We start from the raw sequence: 11,159 nt of genomic DNA on the forward strand, positions 1-11,159 counted from the left end.
TCAGCGTTACTAGTAGAGGTAGTGCAAGTCGAAGCATTCGATGAACCTTTCGGGGCGGTGAAAGTTCAGAGGGCTGTCCACAGCTCCGGTGGGATCGGCTCCTGCCAGAGCGCGACGTTCTCTCGGACCTCGGCCGCGGTCGCGCAGCCGATCAGCACCGACGACACCGCCGGATGCCGGCCCGGGAACTGCATCGCAACGGCCCGCAGCGGTACGCCGTACTCCGCGCACGCCTTCTCCAGTACGGCGACCCGCGCGAGAATCTCCGGCGACGCGGGACGGTAGTCGTACGTCGAACCTCCGGCGAGCACGCCCGAGTTGAAGACGCCGCCTGCGATGACCGCGACGTCGTGCTCGGTGGCGGCCGGCAGCAGGTCGTCCGCGGCGGACCGGTCGACCAGCGTGTACCGACCGGCGATCAGCACCGCGTCGAGATCGGTCTCGCGGACGAACCGTGCCGGGATCGCCGAGCTGTTCATGCCGAGCCCGATCGCACCGATCACGCCCTGTCGGCGCAGGTCCTCCAGCGCCGGGTACGCCTCGTCCAGCGCCTGCTGCACGTGGTTGTCCGGGTCGTGGAGGTGGACGACGTCGACGCGATCCAGCCCGAGCCGGCCGAGACTCTCCTCCACAGACCGGGCGATCCCGTCCGCGCTGAAGTCGTACTCGACCCGATCGCCCACCACTCGCCGACCGGCCTTCGTCGAGACCTTGTACGACGCCCTCGGTACGCCGGCCAGTCCGGCGCCGACGCGACGCTCAGCCGCGCCGGCGCCGTACAGCGGAGCCGTGTCGAAGTAGTCGATGCCGACCGACAACGCCGTCTCGACAACGTCCGGGCCGGTCACGAAAGCCGTGCCGAGCCCGAGTCGGCCCAGTGAGATCATGCGCGCGGCTCGATGAAGTAATCGACACCGGGACGCGTGCGGAACTCGACGACGCCGTCTTCAGGCCGTCCGAACGCCACCGGACCGACAGACGACTTCACGTCGACCGCGGCACCGGTCCGCAGCCGAAGCCGGTTACCCAGCAGCGACTGGATCTTGGCCTTCTTCAGCTTCCCGTCGGCCCACGAGAACTCCAGGTCGAAGCCGCCACGCGCCCGCATGCCGCGCACGCTGCCGGTCGGGAACGCAGTCGGCAGACACGGCAGCAGCGCGACCTCGCCGGAGTGGCTCTGCATGATCATCTCGGTGATCCCGGAGATGCCGCCGAAGTTGCCGTCGATCTGGAACGGCGGGTGCAGGTCGAACATGTTGGGCGCTGTCCGGCCCGGACCGAGCAGCTGCGTGAGGTGCTTGTACGCGTTGTCCGGCTCGAGCAGGCGGGCCCGCAGGTTCAGCTTCCACGCCAGCGACCAGCCGGCCGTCACTGCCGGTCCACGCAGCTCCAGCGACTTCCGCGCCGCGTTCGCGAGTTCCGGCGTACTGCGGGGTGTCACCTGGTCGCTCGGGAAGACGGCCCACAGGTGTGAGACATGTCGACTCGTCTCCAGGGCGGCCTCTTCCCAGTCGATCAGCCACTCCTGGATCTGACCGAGGTACCCGATCTGAAGCGGGGCCAGCTTGGACCGTGCGTCGGCTGCCTGCGCCGCCATCGCGGAGTCCTCGCCCAGCAACGCGGCGGCCTGTCCGAACACCTTGAACAGGTCGTGCAGGATCTCGGTGTCCATCGTCGGCCCGGCACACATGCTGACACCGACGTTGTCGTAGTCGTGGTGCTTGACCTCGGGGGAGTGCGAGGGGCTGGTCACCAGCCAGCCCGTCTTGGCGTCGGTCTGCAGCTGGTCGAGGAAGAACTCCACCGAGCCACGCAGGACCGGGTAGTACTTCCGCAGCATCTCCAGGTCGCCGGTGTACTCGTACCGCTCCCAGAAGAGCAGCGAGAGCCAGGCACCACCGGTCGGCCAGACACCGTAGTACGCGAAGTCCACAGGTGCGCTGCCACGCCAGCCGTCGGTGTTGTGGTGCGCTACCCAGCCGGGGGCGTCGTACATCGTGGCTGCCGTGCGGGCACCGGACTCCGACAGTTCACCGATCATCTGGAACAGCGGGTCCCAGCACTCGGCCAGGTTGGCAGGACCGGCCGGCCAGTAGTTCATCTCGCAGTTGATGTTCAGTGTGAACTTGGACTGCCACTCCGGCAGCATCTTGTAGCTCCAGATGCCCTGCAGGTTCGCGGGCTGGCCCGGGGTACGAGAGCTGGAGATCAGCAGGTAGCGGCCGAACTGGTAGTACAGGGCGGCCAGTTGCGGGTCGCCACCGTTGCGGAACGCCGTCACGCGCTGGTCCGTCGGCAGTGCGATCGAGTCCGACGTACCGAGGTCCAGGTCCAGGCGGCCGAACAGGCGCTGGTAGTCCTCGATGTGCTCGTGCCGCAGCTTCCCGTACGCCGGGCGACCGACCGCGGTGAGCGGTGCGACGGCCCGAGCGACCTGGTCAGCGCCGACGTCCAGGTAGTTGCGGTAGCTGGTGCCGACCGAGTACACCAGCGTGACCTCGTCCGCACCGGCGACCGACAGCTTGCCGTCAGCAACCGTAGTGGTCCCGCCGTCGGCGAAGGCGCGGAGCAGTGCGGTGAACTTGACCGAGCCCTTCAGCCCTTCGGCGTCCCCACTGATGCCGTTCAGCGCCAGCGTCTTGTCGTCGAAGCGCGCAGGCGTCGCAGCCTGCTCAGTGCTGTACGTCGCGTCGAAGGTGAGCGCACCGGCCTGGCTGGAGGTCAACCGCATCACCAGCACCTGTGCGGGGTGGCTCACGAACACTTCCCGCGTGTACCGCACGCCGGCGTGCTCGTAGCTGACCGACGTGATCGCCGTGGTCAGATCGAGCTCCCGCCGGTACGTCGTGACGGCGGCCGCGTCGATGCCGGGAAAGGCCAGTGAGAGGTACCCGACCGGCTGGTACTGCATCTGCTCGGTCGGACGCCCCATGAAGTGCTGGTCGGCGAGGTTCTGCGCGTCGAGGTACTTCTCCTCGGCGATCAGCCGGCGGATCTCCGGCAGAACGTCCTTGCCGACCGGGTCGTCGTACTGGTGCGGGCCACCGGCCCAGATCGAGTCCTCGTTGAGTTGCAGTTGCTCGGTGGCGGTTCCGCCGTACACCATGGCGCCGAGCCGGCCGTTGCCGATGGCAAGTGCCTGCAGCCACTCGGTGGCGGGTGTGGTGTACCAGAGTTTGAGCGGGTTGGTGTCGCTGCCCGGGGGCGGGACGGCAGCGGCGGTGGACGGAGTGAGAGCGAGCGAGCCGGCGACGGCTGCGGTGCCGGCCGCGGCGCCTGCGGTCCTAAGGACCTGGCGGCGGGTGTACTCGTTCATGGGCGGTCTCCCTGGGGCGGTAGATGCGCTGGGCGGTGCCGCGGAACACGTCGTTGTGCGCGGCAGGAGGCAGCAGTGCGGTGGTACGTCGCAGTACCTCGGCGCGGGTCGCGGCCAGCGTGCACACCGGCCAGTCCGAGCCGAACAGCAACCGTTCACTGCCGAAGAGTTCTAGGGCGACGTCGACCAGCACGCGGAGGTCGTCGGTCGCGAGGTGGGCGGTACCGGAGAGCTTGACGGTCACGTTCGGGCACTCGGCGAGCGCCCGCAGTCCGGCGAGCCAGTCCGGTGTAGCGGTAGTTGGGTTACCGAGATGGTCGAGCACCAGCCGCGCGTCGGGTACGGCGGACGCGAGCCGGGCGGCCCCGATCAGGGCGGAGGGGCGGAGCAGGAGGTCGATGGCGAGGCCGGCGTCGGTGGCGGCCCGCACGCCGCGCACGTGCGCGGGATTGGTCAGGGCGTCGGGATCGGTCTGGTCCGCGGGTGGACTGCGGACGCCCACCAGCCGCGGGTCGTCAGGCAACCGGTCCGGAAAGTCGAGCAGATCGAACCACCCGACCACACCGACCACCGAAGGCGTCTCCCGAGCCAGAGCGAGCAGGTCCCCGACCTCGGTCGGATCCGCGTCGGCTTGGACGAGCACCACGTCCGGGAGACGGCCGCCGGCTGCGCCGGCGAAGTCGGTGAGGGTGAAGTCACGGCGGAGGGGATGGCCCGGCCGGAGCCAGGGGAGTGGCCGGCGGGCGAGGTCCCAGACGTGGACATGGGCGTCGAGGGGCGGTGGGTCGTGGGCGTCGAGCAGCGCCGCGCCGTCGTGGGGGTCACCCATTGTGGCCGGCCGGTCTGGTGATGGAGCTCTCGCCGCGGGCGTGGGCGGCGAACAGGCGGGCGGAGTCCTCCGGGTCGGTACCGGCCAGGACCTCGATCAGGTCCACATGCCGGCGGGCCATCAGGCCCCAGTCACCGGCGTACATCGCGTTCGACACCACCTGCAGGCTCCACAGCGCCGGCTCCAGCGTCCGCCACACGCGCAGCAGCATCGAGTTGCCGCTGGTGGCGAGCACCTGCCGGTGGAACCGCAGGTCGGACTCCCGGAACGCGCCGATGTCGTGGTGGTCGGCCGCCTCGCTCATCCGCTGTACTTCGATCCGCAGCAGGTCGAGCTCCTCCGGCGGCACGTGCCCGGTGGCGCGCCGTGCGGCCGCGGACTCGAGCAGCACGCGGACCTCCCGCGCCTCGCGGGCCTCGACCTGGGAGATCTCGGTGACGAAGTTCCCCAGCCGGGGACGGTACGTGACGAGCCCTTCGTGCGCGAGGCGCCGTACTGCTTCCCTGGCCGGGGTCTGGCTGGTGCCGAGGACCCGGGCGATCTCGGACTCGACCACCCGCATCCCCGGAGCGAGCTCGCCGGACAGTATCCAGTCGCGAATCGCCTCGTAGACCCGGTCGGACAGCAACTCGGTGTCACTGGCCACCGGCGGCGCCGGGTGACCGACCCCGAGGGACACGCCGGCGGAGCGATAGTGCTGCGCCTCCTCCCGGCGCCGGCGCGAGACGGTCGACTGCGAGACGCCGTACGCCGCCGCCAGCTCCCGGGTTGAGAGGCGATGTCCGGAATCGGCCATCGATGTTGTCGCCGTCCCGCCGAGCTGGACCCGATCCACCATCCGCGGGCGGCCGCTGCGCATCCCGTCGTCGAGACCGGCCATCCCCATCCGGAGGAACCGCCGGCGCCACTTGCCCACCGTGCCCGGCGTGACGTCGAGCAGGTCCGCGACCGCCTTGTTCGAGCGCCCTTCCGCGCTGGCCAGCACGATCCGGGCCCGCAGCCGCATCGCGTCGGTGGTGCGCGCGGCGGCCGCCAGTTGGCTGAGCGCGGTCCGCTCGGCCACCGACAGGGTCAGCGGCGACTTGGGTCTTCCGGCATCGGGCATGGCTGCATGGTGACCCCGTTCACAGCGTTCTGCCAACCCCTTCTGGCACGGACTTGTGACTCAGAATGTCCACTTTGCCGCGTAATCGTTGACACTTGGGCGCCGCGCTCTGCATCGTCACTCGATAACGACGCCCGGCCGCCCCCGACGCCGGGACGATGTGAGAGGACCTCGAAATGGCTCGTTCGGTACGCCGCAAGCTCGGCCTGCTGACCTCCGTTGTGATCCTGGTGGGCGCGGCGGGATGTGGTGGTGGCTTCAGCGACACCAAGGGCGCTGCTGGTGGCAGCACCGGCGAAGTACGCATGCTCGTCAACATCACCCCCAACCTCACGAAGAGTTACTGGGAAGGTCTGGTCAAGCCCTTCGAGGACGCCAACCCGGGTGTCGACGTGAAGATCGAGGCGCCGACCGGTTCCGGTGTGAAGGACACGTTGCCGCAGCTGCTCGCGGCCGGCAACGCGCCGGATGTCGTCGAGACGCTGATGGCCGACAAGGTGCTGGCCCCGCAGATGCTCGACCTGACCGGCGAGGCGTGGACCAAGGACACGCCGCTGGCCGAGCAGGCCGCGGTGGACGGCAAGGTCTACACCGTCGGTGTCGGCCAGCAGGCGCAGTCGCTGGTCTTCTACAACAAGGACGCGTTCGCCAAGTCCGGCATCGCCGCGCCGCCGAAGGACCTGGACGAGCTGACCGCCGCCATGGGCAAGCTGAAGGCCGCCGGCTACCTGCCGCTGCAGACCGCCGGTGACTACGTGACCGGCCTCCAGTTGCTGCAGCTCAGCGACCCGTCGATCGCCACCGAGCACCCGGACTGGTACCAGAAGGTCAAGTCCAAGGAGCTCACCGTCGGCAAGACCATGCAGCCCCTGCTGGAGCGCTACCAGTCCTGGATCAAGAACGGGTACGTCGACAAGAACGCGCTCGGTCTGAAGGACGTCGGCGCGCAGACCAACTTCCTGTCCGGCAAGGCCGGCATGTACATCATGGGCAGCTGGTTCGTCCGGACCGCCGACGACGCGAAGCCGAAGTTCGACCTCGGTGTGTTCGCGGCGCCGCCGGCCGCCGGTCAGCCGTCGCCGGGCCCGCAGGGTGTCACGATGGCCGCGCCGTACATGGTGCTGAAGTCGACCAAGCAGCGGGACCTCTCGGTGAAGCTGGTGCAGTGGCTGGTCACCGACAAGGGTGCCGTGCAGAGCCAGCTCGCGCAGGACGGCAACTTCCGCAAGGGCTACACCGACAAGCTGTCGCCGCTCGGCAAGCAGGTGCAGGACATTCTCGACCAGGCGCCGAAGGGTGTCGCCCAGGGCGAGGGGTACGGCGCGAACACGCTGCCGCAGGGCTTCAACGGTGAGTGGAACAAGGCGGTCCAGAGCCTCTACACGGGGAAGAGTGCCAAGGACGTCGCCACCCGCATCGACAGCTGGATGGGCTCGAAATCGTGAGAGCCCGTCTGACGACCCTCAGTATGGTCGGCCCGGCCCTGGTGCTGTTCGTCGTCATGCTGGTCGTCCCGGTCGGTCTGTCGCTCTACCTGAGCCTGACCGACTGGGACGGCTACAGCGCGAATCCGGCGTTCGTGGGGCTGAAGAACTACGTCAGCCTGACGCACAGCGCCGAGGCGATCCGGGCCGGCTGGGTGACGCTGCTGATCGCCGCTGTCGGCACGCTCCTGCTCAGCTTCCTCGGACTCGGCTTCGCCCTGCTGGTGAACGGTGCGTCCCGGCTGAACTCGCTGTTCCGCATCGTGCTGTTCTATCCGCACGTGCTGAGCGCACTGGTCGTCGGTTTCCTCTGGAGCGCCGTCCTGGGTACGTCGGGAGTCGTCAACGGCTGGCTGACGTCCAAGGGCGCTGCGGTCCTGCCGTTCTTGTCCGACCCGAAGTGGGCGCTGGCGAGTCTGATCGCCGTACTGGTGTGGGCCGGGTTCGGTGTGAACGTGGTGCTGTACCTCGCGGGGCTGCAGACGGTGTCGAAGGACCTGCTCGAGGCGGCTCGTATTGACGGGGCGTCGAAGCGGCAGACGTTCTTCAACGTCACGCTTCCCGCACTGGCTCCTGTGGTGACGGTGAACCTGGTGCTGTCGCTGGTGACGCTGCTGAAGACGTACGACCTCGTGGTGTCGCTGACGGGAGGCGGTCCCGCTGGATCCACGCAGACCGCGGCGTACCTGATCCTGTGGGACTCGTTCCACAACAACGCACTGGGCTTCGGCTCGGCGCAGAGCGTCGTACTGATGGTCATCACTGCCGGCCTCGCCCTGACCGTCGCCCGGCTGCGAGCGCGCGCTGACCAAGGAGTGCAGGCATGAGCGCGCTCCGGATGCCCAGGGTGGCCACGTTGCAGTTCAAACCGGTACGCAGCAAGGGCTGGGGGCGCGTCGCGTTCATGGTCGTCGTCAGCGTGCTGATGCTGGTGCCGATGTACCTGCTGGTCGTCAGCGCGTTCAAGTCGCAGCAGGACATCCTGGCGCACCCGTTCTCGCTGTCACCGGACCAGATCACCACGGAGTACCTGAAGAAGGCCGCGACCAACCCCGACTTCAACATCCTCAAGGGGTACGCCGTCACGATCCTGTTCGTGGTCTCGGTGAACGTGCTGTCCGTGGCGCTCGCCGGCCCGGTCTCGTACGTGATCGCCCGGCGGAGCGAGAAGCGGTACCGGATGCTCCTGCTGCTGTTCGTGGCCGGCACGTTCATCCCCAGCCAGGTGCTGGTGATCCCGGTCGTCTACACGCTGAAGTTCCTCGGCCTGATGGGCACGATCCCCGGGTTCGTCCTGTTCGAGACCACGCTGACGCTGCCGTTCTCGATCTTCCTGTACGCCGGGTACATCATGACGATCCCGGCCAGCCTGGACGAGGCGGCCGCGGTCGACGGGGCCGGTAAGCACCGGGTGTTCTGGTCGATCGTGTTCCCGCTGATGAAGCCGGCCGTGGTGACGATGGTCATCCTGAACACGTTCTCGGTCTGGAACGACTTCGTGAACCCGCAGATCATCCTCGGCCCGGGCAGCGGTCTCTACACGGTCACCACCGGCGTGTACGCCGCGGTGAGCCAGTACTCCACCGACTACACGGTGGTCTTCCCGACGCTGCTGCTCGCGGTGGCTCCGTTGCTGGTGCTCTTCGTGCTGCTCCAGAAGCACGTGATCAGCGGCCTGACCGCGGGGGCGACCAAGGGATGAGCCAAGAGCCGATCATTGCCCAGACCCCGGTCGGTACGCCGCCCGCGTGGGCGATCATGCAACGCCGCCTGTTCGACGTGATGGACGAGGGCTGGTGGCTGTTCCGCGAGCGCTACTGCCTCCCGGACGGCAGCCTGCGGTACGCCGGTCCGATGCAGAGCCGCGACGGCGCGGACGACTTCTACGAGGCGTTCGTGAACTGGCCGGTGCTCTACCAGCTCGGTGGCGCGGACGACCTGATCGACGTGTCGAAGTGGCACTGGGAAGGCGTGACGCGACAGCTCACCGAGATGGGCTTCCTGGTCGACGAGTTCGAGCGCGGGTACGACTGGTTCCACATCGGCGAGTCGATGATCTTCTTCTACTCGCTGTGCGCGGCCGACCCGACCGACGAGGTGTTCCGCGAGCGCGCGTACCGGTTCGCGGAGCTCTACCTGCCGGAGTCGCCGGCCGGCAACTACGACCCGGTGCACCGCATCATCCGCGCCCCGCACAACGGCGCCGGTGGTCCGCGCTGGGGCACCAACGACGAGTGGCACACGTTCGGCGCCAACCAGGCCAAGATGTCGTTGTTCGGTCTGCCGCTGGCCGGCGTACCGGGGATCAACGCCTGGGACGATCTGAAGGATCCGGCGAACGCGCGGCTGATGGGTGCGGAGATGATCCGCCGACTCGGTGCTGGTGACACCGCAGTCAACCTCGCGGCGACCACTCTGACCGCGAACGCCTGGCTCTACGACCACAGCGACCGGTTCGCCGCGTGGACGCTGGAGTACCTGGACGCGTGGGAGGAGCGGGCCAAGGCGAACGACGGCCTGCTGCCGGACAACGTCGGCCCGAACGGCATCGTCGGCGAGCTGCACGACGGACGCTGGTACGGCGGCAACTACGGCTGGAACTGGCCGCACGGTGTCTACAGCGTCGGCTCGGCCGCCTGCGTCGCCGCGCTGAACGGCGTCGTACTGACTGGTGACTCGAAGCGGCTGGACTTCGCTCGGCAGTTGCTGGACCACCTGTACGAGCGGGGGATCAGCGGTGCCGTCGACGAGACGGAGCTGAGCATCCGGGACCGTTGGGAAGCTGAGCTCGGCGAGGACTGTGCCAACCCGACGCTGCTGATCCCGAACCGGCACAACGACGAGGGCTGGTTCGACTACCAGCCCCCGCAGCTCGGACTGCCGATGTGGTTGTGGCAGGCCGCGTTCGAGTCGGGAGACCGGGACCGGTTGACGAAGCTGCGGGAGCGCAGTGGCTACGACTGGCGTACGGTCCGCGACTTCCGCAACAAGGAGGACGCCGGCCACGAGGCGCCCTGGCTCGCCTACCTGGCCGGGGACAACCCCAGCTACCCGGAGGAGATGCTGGGCGTCGCCCTGTCGCAGGTGCAGCGGCGGATGGACCTGATGGCCGTCGACACCGTCGACCCGGCCGAGATGAACATCCACCACTGGCAGCGACACAACCCGGTCGCCACCGAGGCCCTGCTCCAGCTGACCACCGGTACGCCGCAGCTGCTCTACAACGGCGGTCTGCTGCCGATGCGCGTCCTGTACCGCGACGCGGACCGCGGCCGCCCCGGACTGCCACCTGACGTCGCCGCACTGGTCGACACGGTGGAGCCCGACCGGACCGGACTGCAGTTGGTCAACCTGTCCGCTACCCAGACCCGCCGCGTGATCGTCCAGGCCGGCAGCTTCGGCACGGACCGCATCGACGAGGCCACGATCTCCACTGCGACAGGGGAGTACCCCGGCCCGTCACCGGCGTACACCTCGGTCCCGCCGACGCCGGGGACCCGGACGGTGGTTGTCGACAGCAACAGACTCGAAGTGACGATGCCGCCCGGCCGGACCATCCGGCTGGACCTGCGGCTGACCAGAGACACCTATCGCGCCCGCCATCTGGCGCTTGACTGAGGAGACATATGAGCAGCACGGAACAAGCCCCGGTGACGCCGGTCTGGGACCTGCCGGTGCGCGGCGAGAACCCGCCCGCATCGGATCCCGGACTGGTCGAGCGGCTGTCCGAGATCGGGTCGGCCACCGCCTGCGCCCGGTTGCACAACCAGGGCATCCGCCGGACCTTCGTCGACGGTCCGACCAGCATGTTCCCCGGCAAGAAGGTGGTCGGCCGCGCGCTGACCCTGCAGTTCATGCCGCAGCGTGAGGACATCGCCGACGGGCAGACCCAGGAGTACATCGAGCGCAGTACGGCGTTGTGGGCCGTGCTCGACGAGATCCAGCCCGGCGACGTCCTGGTGGTCCAGGCCTACGGCAGCCACACCACCGGCTGCTTCGGCGACATGCTGGTCCGCTACTTCAAGCTCCGCGGCGGTGCCGGCATCGTCGTCGACGGCCGGATCCGCGACGTACCCCGGGTGGCCGAGCTCGACGTACCGATCTGGTCGACCGGCGCCACCCCGCACTACGCGTCCCAGTCCGAGCTGTTCCCGTGGGCGTACAACGTCCCGGTGGCGGTCGGCGGCGTCCTGACGCTGCCCGGTGACCTGGTGCTCGCCGACGACGACGGAGCCGTCGTCGTCCCCCGGCAGCGTGCGCAGTCCGTCGTCGACGCGGCGGCCGAGCACGACGCCTGGGAGAAGTTCAGCCGGCGCCGCATCGACGAGGGCGCCCCCCTGCGTGACTACTACCCCCTGACCGAGAAGACCCGTCTCGAGTACGAGCGCTGGCGATCCGAGAACGGGAACCACTGACCCTCTGAGA

General features: G+C 68.6%; 9 protein-coding genes. 5 read left to right on the forward strand and 4 right to left on the reverse strand.

All coding sequences use genetic code 11. From position 1 onward, the window contains the following. Nucleotides 1-65: 65 nt before the first annotated feature. Genes ACWGID_RS25700 through ACWGID_RS25715 form a run of 4 tightly spaced genes read right to left on the reverse strand, consistent with a single transcriptional unit; the run spans nt 66 to nt 5,250 of the window. Nucleotides 66-887 carry an aldo/keto reductase gene (locus ACWGID_RS25700; RefSeq protein WP_452200626.1) on the reverse strand — a complete coding sequence of 274 codons (822 nt, stop codon included), beginning with the start codon at nt 885-887 and terminating at the stop codon, nt 66-68. Beyond that, the gene (locus ACWGID_RS25705; protein WP_452200627.1) at nt 884-3,316 is read right to left on the reverse strand and encodes a glycoside hydrolase family 95 protein; all 2,433 of its coding nucleotides are present in this window, start codon (nt 3,314-3,316) and stop codon (nt 884-886) included. Before ACWGID_RS25705 ends, ACWGID_RS25700 begins: the two co-directional genes overlap by 4 nt. Further along, nucleotides 3,285-4,145 (reverse strand): amidohydrolase family protein, encoded by an 861-nt coding sequence (locus tag ACWGID_RS25710; RefSeq protein WP_452200629.1) that lies wholly within the window; start codon nt 4,143-4,145, stop codon nt 3,285-3,287. Before ACWGID_RS25710 ends, ACWGID_RS25705 begins: the two co-directional genes overlap by 32 nt. Next, on the reverse strand, nt 4,138-5,250 hold the full coding sequence (locus ACWGID_RS25715; protein WP_452200631.1) for a GntR family transcriptional regulator: 1,113 nt from the start codon (nt 5,248-5,250) through the stop codon (nt 4,138-4,140). The genes ACWGID_RS25710 and ACWGID_RS25715 overlap by 8 nt, the downstream gene beginning before the upstream one ends. 176 nt (nt 5,251-5,426) lie before the next feature. Between ACWGID_RS25715 and ACWGID_RS25720 the strand changes: the two genes are divergently transcribed. Genes ACWGID_RS25720 through ACWGID_RS25740 form a run of 5 tightly spaced genes read left to right on the forward strand, consistent with a single transcriptional unit; the run spans nt 5,427 to nt 11,149 of the window. Next, nucleotides 5,427-6,695 (forward strand): ABC transporter substrate-binding protein, encoded by a 1,269-nt coding sequence (locus ACWGID_RS25720; protein WP_452200633.1) that lies wholly within the window; start codon nt 5,427-5,429, stop codon nt 6,693-6,695. Next, complete coding sequence (locus ACWGID_RS25725; protein ID WP_452200635.1) at nt 6,692-7,561, forward strand: carbohydrate ABC transporter permease; 870 nt, start codon at nt 6,692-6,694, stop codon at nt 7,559-7,561. The genes ACWGID_RS25720 and ACWGID_RS25725 overlap by 4 nt, the downstream gene beginning before the upstream one ends. After that, entirely contained in the window at nt 7,558-8,436 is an 879-nt protein-coding gene (locus ACWGID_RS25730) for a carbohydrate ABC transporter permease (protein WP_452200637.1), read from the forward strand. Before ACWGID_RS25725 ends, ACWGID_RS25730 begins: the two co-directional genes overlap by 4 nt. Further along, nucleotides 8,433-10,352 carry a hypothetical protein gene (locus tag ACWGID_RS25735; protein WP_452200639.1) on the forward strand — a complete coding sequence of 640 codons (1,920 nt, stop codon included), beginning with the start codon at nt 8,433-8,435 and terminating at the stop codon, nt 10,350-10,352. Before ACWGID_RS25730 ends, ACWGID_RS25735 begins: the two co-directional genes overlap by 4 nt. Nucleotides 10,353-10,360: 8 nt before the next feature. Further along, a complete protein-coding gene (locus ACWGID_RS25740) occupies nt 10,361-11,149 on the forward strand; it encodes an RraA family protein (RefSeq protein ID WP_452200640.1) in 789 nt (262 codons plus the stop codon). Nucleotides 11,150-11,159: the final 10 nt, after the last annotated feature.

The organism is Kribbella sp. NPDC054772 (genome assembly GCF_053611945.1).

Coding starts and splice junctions, on each gene's coding strand:
- ACWGID_RS25700 (WP_452200626.1), bottom strand. CDS start 887: ATGATCTCACTGGGCCGACTCGGGCTCGGCACGGCTTTCGTGACCGGC.
- ACWGID_RS25705 (WP_452200627.1), bottom strand. CDS start 3,316: ATGAACGAGTACACCCGCCGCCAGGTCCTTAGGACCGCAGGCGCCGCG.
- ACWGID_RS25710 (WP_452200629.1), bottom strand. CDS start 4,145: ATGGGTGACCCCCACGACGGCGCGGCGCTGCTCGACGCCCACGACCCA.
- ACWGID_RS25715 (WP_452200631.1), bottom strand. CDS start 5,250: ATGCCCGATGCCGGAAGACCCAAGTCGCCGCTGACCCTGTCGGTGGCC.
- ACWGID_RS25720 (WP_452200633.1), top strand. CDS start 5,427: ATGGCTCGTTCGGTACGCCGCAAGCTCGGCCTGCTGACCTCCGTTGTG.
- ACWGID_RS25730 (WP_452200637.1), top strand. CDS start 7,558: ATGAGCGCGCTCCGGATGCCCAGGGTGGCCACGTTGCAGTTCAAACCG.
- ACWGID_RS25735 (WP_452200639.1), top strand. CDS start 8,433: ATGAGCCAAGAGCCGATCATTGCCCAGACCCCGGTCGGTACGCCGCCC.
- ACWGID_RS25740 (WP_452200640.1), top strand. CDS start 10,361: ATGAGCAGCACGGAACAAGCCCCGGTGACGCCGGTCTGGGACCTGCCG.